Origin of the sequence: Coleofasciculus sp. H7-2 (genome assembly GCF_042747725.1) — a bacterium.
Classification (GTDB): Bacteria; Cyanobacteriota; Cyanobacteriia; order Cyanobacteriales; family FACHB-T130; genus FACHB-T130.
Map to the genome: position 1 here is coordinate 1 of NZ_JBHZGO010000032.1, position 19,322 is coordinate 19,322.

18 protein-coding genes and 2 pseudogenes are annotated in these 19,322 nt (G+C 46.1%); 5 read left to right on the plus strand and 15 right to left on the minus strand.

Annotated features, from left to right (window positions below; translation table 11 throughout):
* Together ACFW2W_RS08085 and ACFW2W_RS08090 are read right to left on the minus strand one after the other, a co-directional pair.
* Positions 1-88 (minus strand): annotated as a pseudogene (locus tag ACFW2W_RS08085) (IS1 family transposase); the annotation flags it as partial.
* An 89-nt stretch (positions 89-177) separates the two neighbouring features.
* Positions 178-1,083, minus strand: a pseudogene (locus ACFW2W_RS08090) (EamA family transporter); the annotation flags it as partial.
* Positions 1,084-1,244: 161 nt separating this feature from the next.
* Between ACFW2W_RS08090 and ACFW2W_RS08095 the strand changes: the two are divergent.
* Positions 1,245-2,357: a TRAP transporter substrate-binding protein gene (locus tag ACFW2W_RS08095; protein WP_378175777.1), complete on the plus strand. Its 1,113-nt coding sequence runs from the start codon at positions 1,245-1,247 to the stop codon at positions 2,355-2,357.
* 173 nt (positions 2,358-2,530) lie between these two features.
* Here ACFW2W_RS08095 and ACFW2W_RS08100 read toward each other — a convergent pair whose 3' ends face one another.
* The 8 genes from ACFW2W_RS08100 to ACFW2W_RS08135 all read right to left on the minus strand — a co-directional run bounded on the left by ACFW2W_RS08100 (position 2,531) and on the right by ACFW2W_RS08135 (position 10,558).
* Entirely contained in the window at positions 2,531-3,868 is a 1,338-nt protein-coding gene (locus tag ACFW2W_RS08100; RefSeq protein ID WP_378175780.1) for a TRAP transporter large permease subunit, read from the minus strand.
* Complete coding sequence (locus ACFW2W_RS08105) at positions 3,852-4,406, minus strand: TRAP transporter small permease subunit (protein ID WP_378175836.1); 555 nt, start codon at positions 4,404-4,406, stop codon at positions 3,852-3,854. Before ACFW2W_RS08105 ends, ACFW2W_RS08100 begins: the two co-directional genes overlap by 17 nt.
* Before the next feature lie 103 nt (positions 4,407-4,509).
* A complete protein-coding gene (locus ACFW2W_RS08110) occupies positions 4,510-5,322 on the minus strand; it encodes a hypothetical protein (protein ID WP_378175783.1) in 813 nt (270 codons plus the stop codon).
* A gap of 103 nt (positions 5,323-5,425) precedes the next feature.
* Positions 5,426-6,646 carry a M20 family metallopeptidase gene (locus tag ACFW2W_RS08115; RefSeq protein ID WP_378175786.1) on the minus strand — a complete coding sequence of 407 codons (1,221 nt, stop codon included), beginning with the start codon at positions 6,644-6,646 and terminating at the stop codon, positions 5,426-5,428.
* Positions 6,647-6,675: 29 nt separating this feature from the next.
* Positions 6,676-6,969: a type II toxin-antitoxin system RelE/ParE family toxin gene (locus ACFW2W_RS08120; RefSeq protein ID WP_378175789.1), complete on the minus strand. Its 294-nt coding sequence runs from the start codon at positions 6,967-6,969 to the stop codon at positions 6,676-6,678.
* On the minus strand, positions 6,959-7,726 hold the full coding sequence (locus tag ACFW2W_RS08125; RefSeq protein ID WP_378175792.1) for a hypothetical protein: 768 nt from the start codon (positions 7,724-7,726) through the stop codon (positions 6,959-6,961). Before ACFW2W_RS08125 ends, ACFW2W_RS08120 begins: the two co-directional genes overlap by 11 nt.
* 68 nt (positions 7,727-7,794) lie before the next feature.
* On the minus strand, positions 7,795-8,475 hold the full coding sequence (gene bioD, locus ACFW2W_RS08130; protein ID WP_378175839.1) for a dethiobiotin synthase: 681 nt from the start codon (positions 8,473-8,475) through the stop codon (positions 7,795-7,797).
* Between the two features lie 91 nt (positions 8,476-8,566).
* Complete coding sequence (locus ACFW2W_RS08135; RefSeq protein ID WP_378175795.1) at positions 8,567-10,558, minus strand: protein kinase; 1,992 nt, start codon at positions 10,556-10,558, stop codon at positions 8,567-8,569.
* Positions 10,559-11,224: 666 nt separating this feature from the next.
* On the opposite strand from ACFW2W_RS08135, the gene ACFW2W_RS08140 reads away from it, so the two are divergent.
* A complete protein-coding gene (locus tag ACFW2W_RS08140; protein ID WP_378175799.1) occupies positions 11,225-12,217 on the plus strand; it encodes a ribose-phosphate pyrophosphokinase in 993 nt (330 codons plus the stop codon).
* A gap of 67 nt (positions 12,218-12,284) precedes the next feature.
* On the opposite strand, the gene ACFW2W_RS08145 is transcribed toward ACFW2W_RS08140, so the two are convergent.
* The 3 genes from ACFW2W_RS08145 to ACFW2W_RS08155 all read right to left on the minus strand — a co-directional run bounded on the left by ACFW2W_RS08145 (position 12,285) and on the right by ACFW2W_RS08155 (position 14,326).
* Entirely contained in the window at positions 12,285-12,713 is a 429-nt protein-coding gene (locus ACFW2W_RS08145) for an NUDIX hydrolase (RefSeq protein ID WP_378175802.1), read from the minus strand.
* Between the two features lie 9 nt (positions 12,714-12,722).
* Positions 12,723-13,178, minus strand: a complete 456-nt coding sequence (locus ACFW2W_RS08150; protein WP_378175842.1) for a DUF3531 family protein — start codon at positions 13,176-13,178, stop codon at positions 12,723-12,725.
* A gap of 128 nt (positions 13,179-13,306) precedes the next feature.
* The gene (locus ACFW2W_RS08155; RefSeq protein WP_378175805.1) at positions 13,307-14,326 is read right to left on the minus strand and encodes a Sll0314/Alr1548 family TPR repeat-containing protein; all 1,020 of its coding nucleotides are present in this window, start codon (positions 14,324-14,326) and stop codon (positions 13,307-13,309) included.
* Positions 14,327-14,731: 405 nt separating this feature from the next.
* Between ACFW2W_RS08155 and ACFW2W_RS08160 the strand changes: the two genes are divergently transcribed.
* Positions 14,732-15,406: an ABC transporter ATP-binding protein gene (locus tag ACFW2W_RS08160; protein ID WP_378175808.1), complete on the plus strand. Its 675-nt coding sequence runs from the start codon at positions 14,732-14,734 to the stop codon at positions 15,404-15,406.
* Between the two features lie 76 nt (positions 15,407-15,482).
* Positions 15,483-16,253: a 16S rRNA (guanine(527)-N(7))-methyltransferase RsmG gene (rsmG, locus tag ACFW2W_RS08165; RefSeq protein WP_378175811.1), complete on the plus strand. Its 771-nt coding sequence runs from the start codon at positions 15,483-15,485 to the stop codon at positions 16,251-16,253.
* A 29-nt stretch (positions 16,254-16,282) separates the two neighbouring features.
* On the opposite strand, the gene ACFW2W_RS08170 is transcribed toward rsmG, so the two are convergent.
* Positions 16,283-16,837 carry a hypothetical protein gene (locus tag ACFW2W_RS08170; RefSeq protein ID WP_378175845.1) on the minus strand — a complete coding sequence of 185 codons (555 nt, stop codon included), beginning with the start codon at positions 16,835-16,837 and terminating at the stop codon, positions 16,283-16,285.
* Positions 16,838-17,344: 507 nt separating this feature from the next.
* Here ACFW2W_RS08170 and ACFW2W_RS08175 point away from each other — a divergent pair.
* Entirely contained in the window at positions 17,345-18,493 is a 1,149-nt protein-coding gene (locus tag ACFW2W_RS08175; protein ID WP_378175814.1) for a ferrochelatase, read from the plus strand.
* A 134-nt stretch (positions 18,494-18,627) separates the two neighbouring features.
* Here ACFW2W_RS08175 and ACFW2W_RS08180 read toward each other — a convergent pair whose 3' ends face one another.
* Positions 18,628-19,173: an NADPH-dependent FMN reductase gene (locus tag ACFW2W_RS08180; protein ID WP_378175817.1), complete on the minus strand. Its 546-nt coding sequence runs from the start codon at positions 19,171-19,173 to the stop codon at positions 18,628-18,630.
* Positions 19,174-19,322 lie beyond the last annotated feature (149 nt).

Here is a 19,322-nt window from a genome sequence, read left to right on the forward strand (position 1 = left end):
TCTTACATCTGACACAGATATAATTCTGTTTGCCTTTTTTCTGACCATTTTTATTAATATGAGTTGACTGACATTCAGGGCATTGCATAATATTGCATCTTCATGAGTGTTTTTTTTGGCGCTCGCATGATCGCTCACTTTATCATACCCTAATTCAGCAACGCCCGTTATTACTAACACACCCAAAATCATTAGGCTAGCTCCTATTGCTCTTTCTTTTATTCCTTCTTCTTTAAAAATTAAGTATCCAAAAAATACACTCAGGAGCGCACTCATCCTTTTAATGGCAATAACGTGTGCCACCAGAGTCATATTGATTGCTATCATCTGAAACAATACTGCTAATGCATTAAATAGCCCCATTGGAGCTAAATATTTTAAGTGATAGAGAATTTGCTCTAGATTTTGCTTGGATTTATACAGTATTATTGGCAGCATGGTAACTGCAATAAATGCATACATAACAATTGCCCAAAAAATGGGAGAAGAATTTTTTACCCCCATTTTGTCAAAGTTGGAAGTTATGCTCCATATAAAAGCAACCAATAACATTAGCTTTGGCCCATTTTGCTTAAGCAGCGAACGAAACGGAGCTAAATATCCTCTGTGTTTTTGTCTAATGTTTAATACATAAGAACCTGCAACACTTAGAAAAATTCCTAATGAATCGAATAAAGTAGGATATTCGTTGACAATGAGCGGGGAAGTGATGAGCAGAAATAAGGGGGTAAAGGTAATAAGAGGGATTGTTAGGGATAAATCGGAAATTTTAAGTGCTTTTATATAAAGAATAGTTGCTAGAACATTCAGCGAACTACCAACGATTAAGGCTATCCAAAACTGACTTTTTAAAAAGGGAAGTTCGATAAAAAATAAAAGAGGAATTAAAAGAATTAGTGTAAAAAAGATTAAAGACCAAGCAACAATATATTCATCGAGACTTTTGAGAACTTTTTTGCTGAAAACATCCTTTAATGATTCAAAAATAGCGGTTAAAGTAGCAAATACGAACCAAACCATAGTTATTGAGCATTTCATGAGCGCGATCGCTCTCAAGGATCTTACTGGCGCGATCTCAGGCATTAAACTTTAGTCATTCAAACTCCCACTGTCACCTAACCTAAGGTAGAAGCGTACCTAGAGGACTCCGACTCTGCTAGGATTGTCATATTTTCACCACATGAATCTGTTTTAAACTACAAATTTCCCTCAGATTGGGTTTTCTAGGTATTTGAGCAAAACTTATGAAACGAAGACACTTTGTCAGCAGCACTGCTATTGGAGCCGCTAGTGCGGCGGCGCTGGGTGCCTGTAGCCGAACAGCCACACGCTCAGGTGTTCAAACTAACGCCCAGCCAAGAATTCGGTGGAGGATGGCAACCAGCTGGCCTAAATCGCTCGAAACTATCTTTGGGGGAGCTGATACAGTTTGCAGGCGCGTCAGCGAAATGACCGGCGGACGCTTCACGATTACCCCCTTCGCAGCGGGTGAAATCGTGCCCGGTCTACAAGTTCTAGACGCCGTACAATCTGGAACTTTGGAGTGCGGTCACACTGCAAGTTATTACTACATAGGAAAAAATCCTGCACTGGGTTTTGGTACAGCCGTGCCTTTTGGTCTGAATGCCCAACAGCAGAACGCATGGCTCTACCACGCTGGCGGACTGGAAGCAATGCAAAAGCTCTACTCAGACTTTGGCGTTATCAACTTTCCTGCTGGCAACACTGGCACTCAAATGGGAGGCTGGTTCAAGCGAGAAATCAAGTCAGTGACTGACTTGAACGGCTTGAAGATGCGTATCCCTGGATTAGGCGGTGAAGTGATGAGCCGTCTAGGCGTCAATGTTCAGGTATTGCCAGGGGGCGAGATATATCTAGCACTTGACCGAGGAGCGATTGATGCCGCTGAGTGGGTTGGCCCGCATGATGACGTGAAGCTGGGCTTGAATAAGGCAGCGCAGTTCTACTACTATCCAGGCTGGTGGGAACCTGGAGCAACATTGGAAATCCAGATTAATCTGTCAAAGTGGCAGCAATTACCGAAGGATTACCAACAAGTCTTGAAAAGTGCCACGATGGAAGCCAATCTAAATATGCTGGCTCAGTATGATGCCTTGAATGCACAGGCGCTCACAGCACTGGTTGCTGGAGGTACAAAGCTAACGCCTTACTCTAAGGAGATTATGCAGGCAGCCGAGAAGGCATCCTTCGATTTGTATGAGGCAAATGCTGCTAAGGATGCCACTTTCAAGCAAGTTTACGAACAGTGGAAGAAATTTAGAGAGCAGGTTTACAAGTGGAATCAAGTCAATGAACTAAGTTTTGCCAATTTCGCCTATCCTCAGGAAAAAAGTTAGAAAGTTGGGGTGGCATTGCAGGCTGACAAGTTACAGGTTAGAAACTCTGCTCGACCGATCTTATCTTGACGATAGAATCAAGTTGCACGTTGGCAGATTACAGGCGAAACCTTTAATTGTTTAACTTTTAACCCTGGTTCAACCTTTCAACTTTCAATGCTTTTTCAACCCTTCTAAAGACTGAGCGACGGTAAGAAGGTAACAATACCTGGAAAAACAATAATCAACACCAGAACCAGCAGTTGGAGCAGGATAAAGGGTACAACACCCCGGTAAATATCGGTTGTGGTCACTTCCGGAGGTGCAACGCCACGCAGGTAAAAAAGAGCAAAACCAAAGGGCGGTGTGAGAAAAGAAGTCTGTAGGTTCGCTCCTAAGACGACACCGTACCAAACGAGATCGATTCCCAATTGTTGAGCAACTGGCACAAATAAGGGCACGATGATAAAAGCGATTTCAAAAAAATCGATAAAAAAGCCTAGTGCAAACACCACCAGCATACTAACGACCAAGAAGCCGGTTCTGCCGCCAGGGAGATTGGAGAGGACATCGAACATAAAGCGATCGCCATTGAGTCCCCGGAATACCAAACTAAATGCTGTTGAGCCAAACAAAATAAAAATCACCATGCTGGTGATCCGCATCGTGGCATCGCAAACTCGTCGCAATGCGTCCCAGCTCAACTGACGGTTCGCAACAGCTAGCGCGATCGCTCCTACACATCCAACAGCACCCGCTTCCGTCGGCGTGGCAATGCCAAAAAAGATACTGCCCAATACCAACAAAATCAACACCAACGGTGGCACCATCACCTTCAGCACGCGCAATCCCAGCGCTTTACCACCGATATTCCGCACTGAAAGGGGTAATGCAGGTGCGACTTCTGGCTTGAGAAACGCCACTATGACTACGTGTAGGGCGAAGGCACCCGCCATCATCAAACCCGGAATCACCGAGCCGATAAACAAGTCTCCCACCGAAACACCTAGCTGATCTCCCAATACCACCAGCACCACGCTGGGGGGAATAATTTGCCCTAAAGTACCAGAGGCGACAATTACGCCCGTAGCCAGTTCTTTGTTGTAGCCGTAGCGCAGCATGATCGGCAGGGAAATCAGCCCCATTGCCACTACCGTTGCTGCCACGACGCCAGTTGTCGCCGCTAATAACGCCCCCACCAGAACTACCGCTAAAGCAATACCGCCCCGCAGTCGCCCGAACAAGATCCCCATTGTTTCTAGCAACTGCTCAGCAACCCCCGATTTTTCCAGCATTGACCCCATAAAGATGAAATAAGGGATCGCCAGTAGCGTGTAATTCGCCATAATGCCGAAAATCCGCTGGGGCATCGCCGTCAAGAAAACTGGGTCAAATATGCCCAGTCCCACGCCCAAGACGGTAAATAGAATCGCCACACCCCCCAGAGAAAACGCCACGGGGTAGCCCAGCGACAGCAGGACTAAGGCACCGCCAAACATCACCGGACCTAACCATTCATAGTCCAGGGTCATGCTGTTCCTCCTGGGGTGCTAGCTTGCCTGTGAAAATTGCAAAATTCTTAATTGCCTCGGAAATGCCCTGAAGAATCAGCAGCACGAAGCTGACGATAATCATTGATTTAATCGGGTAACGAGCCAATCCACCTGGATCGGGGGAAATTTCTCGAATTGCCCAAGAATTAAGAATCGTGTCCCAGGAGAAATAAATCACCATTAGACAGAACGGAATTAGGAAGAATAACGTTCCGAACAGGTCAGCCAACGCTTTCCACTTCCAGTTCCAGCGACTGTAGAAAATATCCACGCGCACGTGTTCGTCGTGTTTCAGGGCGTAAGCGGCTCCCAACAAGAAAACCACGTCGAAGATATACCACTGAGTTTCAATAAAGGCGTTAGAACTCAGGTTTTGCCCAATTAAACGCCCGATGTAGCGACCGGCGACGTTCCACACCCCGACCAGTACCATCAGTAGCACCAGCCAATAGGTGAGACGTCCGATGCGTTCATTGATCGCATCGATAATTCTGGATATGCGTAGCAGTTGCTGCAATGCGTCATCCTCCCCAAGTACATGAAAAATCATCTCATTGATAGATGACACTTCAAGTACCTGCGTAAAATATTTTTATTAGGTTGGGTTTGGGGAGCGATCGCTACATTCTTCCCATGACAATTCCCCAAAAATAATCCTCGAATGGCCCTTCAGCTGCGTCTACGTGCATCTTTCTTGCCCAAGTATAGATGTCGAAGCTGATATGTCCACTATCGTGCTGCCAAGGTTTACCTGGTTGAATAACAATATTGCCTAATAGGGAAATCCAGTGAGTTGGGTAAGGCAACAGCGGTGGTTTGTTGCTCAGTAATCCTTCAGCAGTAACCAAGGCAAACGCAACGCCACCGCTGGCTATGACTTCTGCGGCTTCGCGCATCGCATCAAATTCGCCATAAATATAGGTATGGGCGTATTTAAATTGACGATAGCCCAGCACTTCTTTAACCCACCCTTTCATCTCCCAAGATTTCGTCATCCCGCCCAGATTCCGAATGATGTTGGGGGCGTTTGGTTCGACTGGAAAAATCAGGTTTTCTGATTCGCGCAAGGTTGCCAACAGCATCCAATCTGCCATTCCCATCCGCAGTCTGCCTTGGCTTTGGCGCAGTCTAGGCGATGCTTGGATAAATCTAGTTTTCGCTTGAAAACCGCCGGTTTCAAATAAACTGCGGCAAATTTGCACGTACCAGAGTGGCTGTTTGCGAACCAGCTCAAATACAATCGATGCTGGACCGCAAAAGGGTTGTCCCCCTTGGTTTACTTGAAAGGGATCGATTAGACGCGATCGCATATCAGCAATTACTTGCTGTTTATCCAAACTGAGCCAAACACCGGGGACGCTGGATTGCTCGAAGTCGGCGATCGCTTGCTGTCCCTGTTGCGAATCAGTTAAATTTGGCAGTTGAGAAGTCATCAGCACCTCATGGGATAGAAGAAAGATTGCAGGCGAGTTTTAGGTTAGCAGGTTATAAATTGCAGGCTCAAATGACTCTTTAAACCTTAAACCTGACAATCCTTCAATCCTTCAATCCGCAAAATTTCTCAACACACCGGACAAATATCTCAACACCTATCCCTAGCGCTGTTTCATCAAAATTAAATCGCGGATGATGGTGCGGATACGCTAAGTTTTTTTCTACATTCGCCGAACCCAAAAAGAAATAGCAACCGGGTACAGCTTGCAAAAAGAACGACATATCTTCGCCGCCCATTGTTTGGCATTCTGGCACAATTCCAATCGGAGTTTCTACCACCCCTTCTGCCACAGAACGCACGAGTTCCGCCATCTTGGCATCATTAATCACAGGAGGATAAAGCCGCTTGTAGTCTAGTTGATAAGTGGCACCGTGGCTTTGGCAAACACCCGCAATAATCTGCTCAATCCGTTGAGGAATTAGTTCTCCCAGAAGCGGATTGAAATATCTCACAGTACCCGTTAAGAAAGCTGTATCGGCAATTACGTTGAGCGCCTTGCCTGCATGAAGTTCCCCGACAGTAACGACGGCGGACTCCAGTGGCGAGACATTTCGAGCCACAATCGTCTGCAAGGCAGTGACAATATGAGCGCTAACTAAAATTGAATCAACCGTTTGATGGGGAATCGCCCCATGTCCGCCTTTGCCTTGAATCGTGCAGCGAAACCCCTCTGTTGCTGCCATCAAGGGACCACTGCGAACCCCCACAGTGCCCAGAGGCAGATTATTCCACAAATGCAGCCCAATAATCCCATCTACCTGGGGATTTTGTAAGACACCTGCTTCAATCATCGGCTTGGCACCTCCCGGCCCTTCCTCAGCAGGTTGGAAGATAATCTTTATAGTGCCAGCAAAGTCATCGCGGTGCTGCGAAAGATAGTAGGCAGTGGAGAGAGCGATCGCTGTATGTCCATCATGACCGCAAGCGTGCATCACTCCATCATGCTGCGACCGATAAGGCACATCATTCTCTTCCTGAATCGGCAGGGCATCCATATCTGCCCGAATTGCTAGCACTTTACCTGGTTTGTTACCACTAATTGTGGCAACAATTCCAGTTTTTGCAATGCCAGTTTCATGTTCAATTCCCCATTCTTGCAATTTTTGGGAAACTAACTCGGCAGTTAAATGCTCTCGAAACCCTAATTCAGGGCACTGATGCAGTCGCCGCCGCAACTCCACTAGCATCGGCTGCAATGCCTGAATTCCCGGTCGAATGCGAGATGAATCAACAGAAAGAGGACTTAAAGAAGTGGCAAACATTTTTTCCCTATATAACGAATCAATAATATTTAAACACGCCTTTCGGCTGAACTATAAGCTTCATCATGTAAACCAATTGCTAAGATTTCAACTACCTCTCTAGTTTCAATAATCCTAAAAATTAACCGCCACGCATTACCTTTTACTTGAAAACTTAAAGCTATACATAATTTTAGCTGTCCTTTCTTTTTAGGAAATTTATATGGCTCCTCAGCTAAAAGTTCCAAGTATTCCCGAAATTCCGAAGCAAGCTCTAGGTTCATCAGTAGCATCTCTTTAGCTTCTTTAGCCGCTTTAGGATGAAACTCAATATTAAACGTCACACCCTTGCTCCAGATCCGACAGCCAACTTAAAAATTCTTCTCCTGAAACATTTTTAGTGCTACCTTCTAGAATTCTTTCATAAGCATTTTGTTCAACTCTTCCCCAATCTTTACTCGCTTCCTCATTTTCCTGATTAATTTTTTCTAGTCTTGACAAGAGATCGGAAATTCTACTTTTTGTTTCAGAAACCTGTTTTTGATCGGGAGTCAGGGTAATTCCGAATGCTGGTTTATCCGGCATTCCTGTCAAAACCATATCAATTGTAATAATTATGGAAGAAAGAACTCTTATAAAAACACGGATTGTATCATTGCTTAACTGTTCTCCTAGTTCAAAAACTAGATAATCTACAATATTTACTACTACAGACATCCAGGCTAAAATCTCTGCTACGGCTGCCTTAGTGTCTATTAATAAATTTATACGATTAATTATTTTACCTGCTGATTGAAACCTGTTGTTCTGCTGACTCAATTGAGAATATAATTTTTTGACTTTAGATACATATTCTTCAATTTTATTAAAACTCTCCTGCAAAACTTCACTCAGCGTTTCTACCTGGATCTCCTGCATTGCTGCTGCAAATGTAACATTGATACTCCCTTCTTGAAGTGCAGACAGCAAAGGTAAAGTAGAAGAAATAACAGATTCTTGAGCAGAATCTGTTTGTTTTTGCGGAGAAACAGTTGGCTCTTTTGCAAATTCCTGTCTAGCAGATTTAGAGCCAGATGAACTGTTTTTTTTATGTTTACTCATGACTAATTCACAGGCTACGCAAGAAATATTGACATCTAATACTCTTTCAAGCTAACACGCTACCCAAATCAAAGTGGCATCAATCGCTCTATATCTAAATCTGAAGCAACTTGAGCTAGTTTAGTGAGATCGGTGGGATCGTTCAGATTGGGCATAATTCCAAAAACGGGTGTATTCGTTAAAGACTGAATCAAATCGATTGGACACCAATCGGCGATTTCTTGTTCGGTAAGAGGTTGAACGCAATTAAGAACGATGCCTTTGAGGTGGACACCCGACTGACGAGTGAGGGCAACATTCGCAACCGCTTGGGCGATCGCGCCCAATCTTATCGGTACCACCAATACCGTTGGCAACCCCCAATCCCTAGCCAAATCCGCCACCGTGAGTTCATCTGTAACCGGCGAACCCAATCCTCCCAGTGCTTCCATCAGCACAAAATCTCGCTGACGCCGCAGATTTTCAAACGCTTGCCAAGCTTTTCCTAAGTCAACACTCGTCCCTTCCCGTTCAGCAGCGATGGGAGGCGCTAAGGGTGCCTGGAAGTACAACGGATTAATTTCCTCTAAAGATTGATTGAGAGAAAATAGCCGATTGTAAAGTTCTCTATCCCCAGTTCCAGACTGAATTGGCTTCATCATCCCCAAGCTTTTGGCAGGACAATACATCTGCCAATAAGCTGCCAAAGCCGTTGTCAAAACTGTTTTCCCAGCGTCTGTATCGGTTCCACTAATTAGTAGCGCGTTCAAAGTAGTTGTCACTCGTCAGTTGTCAGTAGAAGTTGCAAGGTTGCCAGGTTGGAAATCCATCTTCCAACGTTTACCCATGAGCAATTACCCATTACCGAACACTAATATCTAGCGTAAAGGGTGTCTCCTCCGGCGCAATTACATCGATTTGATACTCTCCAGCGCGAGGCACCTGAGCTTGCCAAGACAAAACGCCAGAGGCATCTTCCACCAGAGTGCCATCAGGATACCGAATATCTAAAGTTGCCCCACCCGGTTGAATGTCCGCTTTCAGTACCTGCCCTTGTTGCACATTTACCAGGTAACGCTTAATCCGCTGCGGACTGGTTCGAGCCGAAACTTGCACTCCCGGTTCGCCGGGTGGGAAGGTAATCGGTTGAGTGTCAAATTGACCTGTGGGAGTGGGTGTGGGTGTGGGTGTGGGTGTGGGTGTCGGCGTTGGCGATGGTACTGGCTTAGCAAGGCTAATCTGTAAGTTGTAGTCGCTCTGAGACAACCCCTTGATCGGACTTAGCTGAATGGTGTAATTGCCGGTAAAGGGAAGCGTTCCTGTCCAACTTCGGACTCGCCTAGCATTTTTACTAATTGGGTTTTGATCTGGCCCCAACACCGTCATTAAAACACCTTCGTCAGTCAGCAAGGAATTTAATTGTTGATCTTGTTCTCCACCAATGATGTAGTTAAGAGTTTCGTTTCCTTTCAGATTTCCCTGTTTAGTCAGCGTTTGACCGGGTACTAAGTTTAGGCGCTGACTGTACGTGACTGGTTCCAGGCTGGGTGTTGGCGTTGGCGTTGGCGTCGGTGTCGGGGTTGGCGTTGGTGTCGGGGTTGGCGTTGGCGTTGGGGTGTCAGAAACTATCGGAGTCGGAGTTGGTTGAGGCTGCCGATTAATGACAAAGCTGACCAACGCCCAAGAACCCAGTCCAGCTAATAAAGCAAGACTGATTACAACTGCGAAGACAGCCCAAGGGTCTTGCCAAGTCGAGCGATCGCGCGGTGCGGGAATGACTGGATCAGGGCGAGTTGGACGGGTGGCATTAGGATTGACCGGGTTTCCAGGGTTGTTAGGGTTGGGCGTCACCGGGTCGGGTCGGCGTCCGACCGCCACCGTTTGTACCTGGGAAGTGGTCGGACGGGGCGGTTGGGGGCTGGAAACTGGCGGTTGCGGGTTAGCAGGTGGAGGTTGGAAAGTTGGTGGTGGAGGTTGGATCGCTGGTGGAGGTTGAAAGGCGGGGGCTGGATTCGTCAGGGATTGGAGTGCTTGTACAACTTCTCCAGCCGATTGGTAGCGATCGCCCGGTCGATAATTCAACATCCGATTCAACACTTGGGCGAACCCATCGCTGACGTTCACCCACCTGCGCCATTGCCAGGTTAACTGAGTGGCATCCAGCAATTCTGCTGGCTCTTTGCCTGTGAGCATCACCGCAGCCGTCGCTGCTAAGGCGTAGAGGTCGCTGCTAGGGTAAGCTTGCCCTGCCTGCATTTGTTCGCTGGGGGCATAACCGGGTTTCCCCACCGTTGTCGCGACTGGTCTGGTAACATCTGGTAACTGAAACCGAGTTGCCAGTTCCTTAACGACGCCGAAATCGATCAGCACAGGCAAGCGATCGCTTTCCCGTAAAATAATATTGTCCGGCGCAATATCTCGATGAATAATCCCCTTAATATGGATGTGCGCTAAGACTGGCAACAACTGCCGCAGAAATTGCATCACTTCTGCCTCCGAGAAAGCATTGCCTTGACTCCGACGCTCATCCAGCAGCATCCGATAAGTCTTCCCCTCTACATAGTCCTGCACCAGGAACAACCGCTGATCTTGCTCAAAAGTAGCCCGGAACTGGGGAATCTGCGGGTGTTGGATTTGGTAAAGAGTCGTCGCCTCTCGTTGAAACAGTTCCCTTGCTTTCTCCAGCACATAAGCCGATTCTTGAGCGGGAATTAATTCCTTCAAGGCACACCGTTCGCTAAAGCGCCCCTGGTCTTCTGCTAGATACGTTCGTCCGAACCCTCCCTGACCGAGAATACCGATCAAGCGGTAGCGGTTTTGTAGAATCGTTCCAATGACAATAGGGGGTTGCATAAATAAGGACTAGGGAAGAAGGGCAAGCAAGATGCAATTTATGACAAAGCTATGCTACCTTACCTTTCTGGATCTATTTTGGCAAAAGCTGTCGCTCACCGTTCCATTAGACGCCAATCTTGCCTGATTGGAAGATGAGCATCCCGTTTTTGCTATACGCCCACAGGCTAGAAGCCTGGGGCTAGAAGAACAAAGCCTGCTCTCGTCAGGCTTTGCTTGTTTAGCCGCAACTTTAGTCGTCGGACTTTAGTCGTCGGACTTAAAGGCGATCGCGTTCCTTTGATGTATTTTCACTTTGCTTTCTACTTGTTAAAAAATTATTAATTATCAAAGCATCTTTCTAAAAATCTGTACTTTTGACTTGCCTATCCGAGTCAAATTTTAGTTTTTACTAGGATAACTACGGAGACTTTACCTTTACAATTTACTTGAGATTGCAAAAACGTAAGTCATTATACGTAGATGATCGTACCTGTCAAACCTCCATTGAGGAGTTACGTTCTCAAACTTAAGACTAAAACTTTCTAATTCTTGTCTACAGAGCAATTTTTTCGATATTCTGTAACAAGTGATTCAGATATTCATCCCTTCTTCACAAATAAATTTTATAAGCCGTTTCGGCGACAATGATAAGATTGCGATCGAAGTAGCTCTTGAGGGTCTGCTGTGCTCCGTTCTCCCACTATATCGCTTCAGCCTACGCTGCCACAAATAGCAGACAACAATCGTCTGCGACTGTTTTCTGGATCTGCCAATATACCCCTCTCTCAGGAAGTTGCTCGCTATCTAGGCATGGACTTGGGACCAATGGTTCGCAAGCGGTTTGCTGATGGAGAGCTTTACATTCAAATCCAAGAATCGATTCGAGGGTGTGATGTTTACCTAATTCAACCCACTTGCCATCCGGTGAACGATCACTTGATGGAATTGCTGATCATGGTTGACGCCTGTCGCCGCGCCTCGGCTCGACAAATTACGGCAGTCATTCCCTATTATGGCTATGCTAGAGCCGACCGCAAAACAGCGGGACGCGAATCCATTACCGCCAAGCTGGTTGCGAATCTGATCGTGGAGGCTGGAGCCAGCCGAATTTTGGCGATGGATTTGCACTCAGCCCAGATTCAGGGATATTTTGATATTCCCTTCGATCACGTCTACGGCTCACCTGCGCTAATCAATTACCTGGCAAACAAGCAACTATCCGACTTGGTTGTTGTTTCACCCGATGTGGGTGGTGTGGCTAGAGCCAGAGCCTTTGCAAAAAAGCTAAACGATGCCCCGTTGGCGATTATTGATAAGCGTCGGCAAGCGCATAACGTAGCGGAAGTGATGAATCTGATTGGCGATGTCGAAGGGAAAACAGCCGTCTTAGTAGACGACATGATCGACACCGGCGGCACCATCTCAGAGGGCGCTCGGTTGTTACGCAAAGAAGGAGCTAGGCAGGTATATGCCTGTGCTACCCACGCAGTTTTCTCTCCACCTGCCATTGAGCGACTCTCAAGCGGGATATTTGAAGAAGTGATTGTAACCAATACAATCCCAGTTCCCGAAGCAGATAGATTTGAACAACTAACGGTACTTTCGGTGGCAAATGTGCTGGGTGAGACGATCTGGCGGGTTCACGAAGATAGTTCTGTTAGCAGTATGTTCCGATAAATCTTAATCCGCTAAGGATGTAGCTTTTTTAGGTGTAGGGGCATGGCATTGCCATGTCCCTAAAGAATTACAAGTAATCCAAAAATACTTCTGGGACTAATCGCAACTCGGCAGATTTAAAACGATTAATTTCTACCCAAAGTGCTGCTTTTTGGCGATCGCCTTCAGCAAAAACCGTTCGTTCAATCTGATAAAGCTTGGGATCGACAAAATCACATTGATACAGTTGAATGATTTCGTGACCAGGCTTACCGTTGAAAGTAAACAAATTTTCGATACAGCCAAGATACCGAATATTCGTTAATTCAGCCTGGATTTCTTCTTGAAATTCTCGTTGCAGTGCTTCGAGGCTGGTTTCTCCAAAGTCAACGCCGCCCCCTAAGGCGCGATAAAATGTATCCTGTTTAACTGGGTCATAGCCTTCGGAAATAAAAATGCGATCGCCATCTCGAATTAGCCCCAAGGCAAGCACCCGAATTTCGCCTGATTTGTGCATCGTTATTTGCTAATTTTCATCGTAAGTAAAAGCAGCCCGACTTTCGCTACCCTCAACAGACCAGTCTTCATTTTCGCCGCCAATGTACAAGCGTTCAATCGTCACGTATTCCTTGTTCAGCTGGTTGAGAGAGTTGATTAAGATATCGAGAGCGATCGCATCACTGGTTCCCAGATCAAGCCAGCACCGTGCCCATCCACCTTCGTACTCAAACTCGCCCATATTATGCATCAGCGATATCATACTGCTATCCGCTGCCTCAGAATCGTAATCCATGTAGCTGATATCTAAACCCGTATCTTGGACTTGGAGATTTTCTGCATTAAATCCTCCCAATTTACCCAAGAAGAACCAGGAGTTAAACACCTCCTCGACATACTGCTTTTCCATCTCCGAGGGAACCATGCTGAATTCCAGCCAGATCCACAGATCGAAAGGGTTAAACTCGCGGAACACTACCTGCATATCAACTGTGAAGTATAAAGTGTAAAGGATGAAATTTGAGGACTCGGCTTCAATCCATTGTTTTGGCAACCGCGAACTCACTTCATCCTTTCTTTCATCCTATCGTTTATACTTCATCCTTTTAGCGTTTATCCTCCCGTAATCTGGCGTTGCGCTTTATTGCGTTCTCGCTTCAGCTGTTTGACGACGTTCACCGGGAGTTGAGCTTCTTTAGCGATCGCTTTGTCAAAATTCTCCACCGCCTGCTTGATCAAAGCTTGGTTATTGTTTTTCTTCTTACCTTGCTCAACTAGGATTTGCCCTTTGAGATAGAACAATTCTGGGTTATCCGGCGTGATTTGACTTGCCTTCTCGACAAATTCCAATGCCTTATCGTACTTCTTCAAGTCCCGATAGCCGACGGCAATTCCCCGATAAGCCAAATAAGAGGGACCTGCTTTTTCTAAGCGTTCAATAGCTTGATTCGGGTTAGAAAAAGGCAAATTGACCGCGATCATCAAATCCATATACCCCTTGAGCAAGTTGAGTTCTGCGTCATTAGGTGCTACCTTTTCAGCTTTATCAAGGTATTCAAATACCTGCTGCAATTTACTCAAAGCTTGCGGGCCACTCTTGATCGCATCTCGATTGGCGATCGCAATCGTATGAGCGCCTTGTAAAAAATGACCCACTGCGGTATAAAGATTTCCACGTAAGGGATCGGTCACAGTGAGCTGCTCAGCAGTTTGCAGCGTCTTGTCCGCGTATAATTTAAACTCATCCAACAAAGCTTGTTTTTGTTGCTTGCTCTCTGCACTTTCCCCTTTCCAGTCAATATAGGAATAGGTGAGAGATGCCCTCATTGCGTATGCTAGCGGTTCGTTGGGTTCCTGCGTTTCCGCTTGCTGTAGGTAACGCTTTGCTTGTGGATAGTTTCCCTTTTCAAAGATTGCCTTGAAAGCGGCTTCTGTACTGTCTCCGATGTTACGAGGGTTGCTAGAGCGAAAAGGATCATTCGCTAGACTAGGGCTAGACCAAAAGCTGACTGCCATCAGCGATGCGAGCAGTGCCAAACGTGCAGACGCTGGCACGATCGGAGGCTTAGAGCAAATCGCGGGTGCATTAGCGATCGCAGAAATAATCTGCTTAGGAACCGAAAACCGATCCATTATCGTCATCCTCACAAAACCTTACGCTTGAGTGAATGCTGTCTCTAATGTTAAATGTTATCTAGTAACGTCAGAAAATACGCTGTTACCATCGCCCCTCGGCTCAACATTTAGAAACAACAAGTGTATAATTAGTCACTTCTAGATAAAAAGAGAGTTAAATACGTTTGACGCCGTTACTAAATTCCAGGTTCCGGAAAAATTTAGTTAATTTTATTGTAAATGCCAAGTATAAAAGTAAGAATGAAGAGATCCGTAATTGCGGATAAAACTCGTTTTGCTAAAAAACAGGTTTCGTTCAGTTTTTTTTGTGCCCAATAATTTAAGTCAAAATTAAAGAAGGCTTTTTTGTTCCCAACTGGATGCCTTGACGAGTTTGCTTTCTATTTTCTATTCGTGTAATTAATGCTCTATCTCAAAAACCTGACCTATCACCCCGCCGCTGCCCCAACTGCGATTCTAAAAGCCCTTAATTTAGAATTAGCACCGAACAATCTGGGTCTTGTTATTGGCCCAAGTGGCTCTGGCAAAAGCACATTTTTAGAAATTCTGGCAGGTCTTGCGGAAAAAACGGCTGGTGCCCTCTACTGGCGAGACCAAGAACTTACTCCCGAACATCTGCAACAGCTGGGAGGATTAGTGTTTCAATTTCCAGAGCGGCATTTTTGTGGTGGAACAATTTTAGAGGAACTGCGCCTAGGGCATCCAGAATTGGGATCGGAAAAAGTCAAGGAAGCTCTGCAAGAAGTAAATCTGGCACATCTGCCGTTGCATACCTCACCGAATTCCTTGAGTGGAGGTCAACAGCGACGCCTTGCTCTAGCAGTGCAGCTGATTCGCCAACCTCATTTGCTGTTGTTGGATGAACCCACCGCTGGATTAGATTGGTCAATGCGGCGTCAGTTGGTGAATTTATTAGCAAAACTCAAAACCCATTGGACGCTGTTAGTTGTCACCCACGATGCGGGTGAGTTGTTAGCGATCGCCGATCGATGTTGGACTATTAACCACGGAGAATTACAATCGGTGGAACCAGCGTCATTGGAAACCAAAGTAATTGAGCCGCAACCAGCAGCTTAAATGAGTTTGGACAGTTGTAGGGTGAAACCCTTCCCGAAGGGTAGTTAGAAATTTAAAAAGTTGAAGGTTGCCGGTTATGGGTGAGATTGAGACGCTAATGTTGCCGGAAATGGCAGACATCTGGCAGCAAACATTAGGCTGGCAGCCGGAAGCCGAACAGAGGCAACAATTTCAGCGCCTTTACGAACTGGTTTTGGCAGGTAACCGCCAGCTAAATTTAACTCGCATCACCGAACCGATGGAGTTTTGGGAAAAACATCTGTGGGATTCTCTGCGGGGAATTGCACCCTTGTTATCCTCGAATTCGGTAGGGACAAGCGATCGCTTATCTCTACCCTCCGTCGAACGCGCCATCGATATTGGGACTGGGGGAGGATTTCCGGGGATTCCGATAGCGATCGCCCTCAGCAATTGCACCGTCACTTTACTCGATGCCACGCGCAAAAAAATCGCGTTTTTAGAAACTCTAATCGCTCAGATGGGCATTCAAAATGCTGCTATTCTGACTGGTAGAGCTGAAGAAATTGGTCAACATCCCCACTATCGAGCTTCTTACGACTTGGCACTTGTTAGAGCCGTGGCGACGGCATCTGTCTGTGCAGAATATGCCCTCCCGTTGCTAAAACTCGGTGGCTTAGCCATCCTCTATCGAGGACAGTGGACAGAAGAAGAAACTAATGCTTTGCAACCAGCGCTGGTGCAGTTGGGTGGTGTCATTGAGTCGATAGACGAGTTTGCAACTCCTTGTAGTCACAGCGATCGCCACTGCCTTTATCTCCGCAAAGTGGCACCCACACCGAGGGAATTTCCCCGCGCTGTCGGTTTACCTGCTCAAAACCCACTTTAGGGAATGACTCAGAAAGCGAAAACAATCGACTATCCATTACCATAACGCTGCAACAGGCTGGTTAAAAACTGAGCCGCTGTGGTGTAGGTTCGCGTTTCCGCTTTTCCTTCTGCTGAACTTACCCACCAACCTTTTGCAGCTTGGGGCGATCGCCATAATTCTAAATGCTCTACTGACGGATCGGCATAGAAACTATCTTCGCCACTTCCCAGTACCGCCGAACTCCAGTGTGTAAAGTAATCGTGGCTGAGTCGGTGGATGGGAAAATTACCAGACAAAGGCATACCCCAACCATCTAGAGCAATTAAAGCTTTGACGGTTCCTCCCGATAGTTGCCACAGCCAAGCCGCTCCAATTGCACCCACAACACCCGCACTGAAGCTAATAAAGATTACTGGTGACGCTTGCGGACTGGGCGAACCGACTTGCTTGCATAAATAATTGTAAATGTCAAGCGCTGAGTAAGCGGGAAATTGTTGAACCGGAAAAATCAACAGATTCTCTATCTTTTTTGGGTGCAACTCTTCCAAAAAGCTCTGCGTTAGCGCTGGATCGTGGATACCTGGGCAAATAATGACGCTGATCATTTCTAGGAGTTAGGGGCAAATGATGACGAGCATCAGATGGATTATTAAAAGACTTAACAGATAAAACATCGCTCTTAAGATATAAAAATTCTAAGAAAGAGCTTTTAACAGCGGTGTCTCTGGCAAGAACTAGAAGCACTGGAGAGCGATCGCATTCAACAAAAAATTAACTTAGAAGCCGACAGCACTTTACGAGGCGAAGGCTCAAGGACGCGATCGCGTTAGCGTATGCTGCTAGACGCAGCTCTTCGCCTTAGCGTATGCTGCTAAATGCAGCTCTTCGCCCCATCACTAGCTCCTGAATCTATCAATCATTTGGTGGATGAATTGCCCCTAAAAACTCGCTGCAATATTATCTAACTGCTAAATTTTTTACTTTAATCCCCCCCTAGGGGATGTTACTCTAAAAAGGAGTGGTGCTTTGAGGGGATTGAAGCTGTACGACAACGCGATCGCCCCAGTTTCCACTCTAATGTAGACACCATTCAAGCTGAGGAACGCGACTTGGTAGCCACCCCAGAAAAACTTCAACAAATTAACGATTCAGCCACTGGTAACGACCGCGTAGCCGTATTGCTGATGGGCTATGGCGAAGTAGAAAGCTATGACGACTTTGCCAACTACAACGAACAAGCTTTAAATCTACTCACCGCTAAGTTTGCGCCGGTACCCACCTGGATATATCCACCACTAGCAAAGATTTTGGCAATCTTTGACCTGCACGAGTGGAACCACCAGCACGATCATTTTATTTCCCCCCACAACGCAATTTTTGAACAGCAACGGGCGGGGATAGAACAAAATCTACAAGAAAAATGGGGCGATCGCGTTAAAGTTTTCAAAGCCTTTAACTTTTGCGCCCCCTTCCTTCCCGAACAAGTTCTCGCCGAAATCAAAGAACAGGGATTCGATAAACTGCTAATCTACCCGCTCTTAGTGGTAGATTCTATCTTCACCAGCGGTATTGCCGTCGAGCAGGTGAATAAAGCCCTTGCCAACCTATCTGACGGTAGCGAACACTGGATTAAGGGACAGCGCTATATTCCCTCCTTCTACAACGAACCCGCCTACATCGAATTGCTAGCGCGTCTGGTAGAAGAGAAAATTACCCGCGATTTAGCAGTAGCGCACTTACCCTCCCAAACTGCCATCGTGTTGATGAACCACGGTTGTCCTCACAAAGCCAAAGGATTTACCTCTGGCATTACTGAAAGTGAAGCACTCTACGAAAGAATTAGAGAAAAGCTGATTAATAAATATCCGCTAATTTCAGTAGGTTGGCTCAACCATGACACTCCTCTGATTGAATGGACTCAACCCAATGCCACGCAAGCTGCTGAAAATCTAATTCTGCTTGGTGCTACCTCCGTCGTTTTCATGCCAATTGGCTTTGCTACCGAGAATCACGAAACTCTGCTGGATGTAGACCACATCCTGCATAGCTTACGACATCGGCATCCTGAAGTAACTTACGTGCAAATGGCGTGCGTCAACGACCATCCGGAATTTTTAAAGATGGCAGCAGAATGGGCGCATCCTCAAATTGAAGCTTTATTATCAGAACAAGCTTTTGCCGTTAATCCTCAGATGGCGGCGATGCAAGCTCATACCCACGACCACCACGACCACGGTCATCATCATCACCACCATTGAGGGGATATTTTTTAACCCAAAGGTACGCAGAGGTTAATGCTCTCGGTACACGAAGGGAAGAATTTTCCTTCGCGTTACTCTGCGATTTCCTTGGCGTACCTTTGCGTTAAAATTTCTCCAATTCAAGCAAACAACTAGGCAACCTTTCTCAATTTCTGGGTATTTTCTACTAAACTTTCAGCAAATTCATTGAAGCGATCGGAGAGTTTATCATCCAGCAAGTTCCCATCAGGTTTAAAAGCTTTCCAAGCTTGTCCAATGGCAATTTGTTCCGGAATTACCCAAGCATGAACCCAGCGCATAATCACCCGCAGATCGTTGAGAGCGTTACTATTAGACTGACCTCCTAAGACACTAATTAAACCAGTAACTTTATCGCTTAGCTGGTCAAAACTCATCAAGTCTAGGGCATTTTTTAGCACACCGCTGACACTACCATGATACTCAGGGGTTGCCAAAATTAAGCCATCTGCCTCAGCGACTATTTTTTGCATCTTTGCAACATCCGGAAAGTCTGGATATTCCTTTTCTCCGTTGCAAAAAGGCAGATGCATTTGCCGCAAATCAAGAACTTCTACCTCAGCGCCTAGCGATCGCACTCGCAAAGCTGCCAAATTTAGAGCGAGCTGACTTTGAGATCCAGCCCGTAAACTTCCGCCAATTCCCACAATTTTGACCATATAAATAAGCCTCTATGAAGATGAAAACAAGCTTGAGTAAGCGCAAAAATAGTTAACTTCAGGCAATCAGTCATCGATACATAAGTAGAAAAACTTATTAGTTAGTAAAGCGTACTCGTTATGAATACGTTCAAGATAACAAGTTTCAC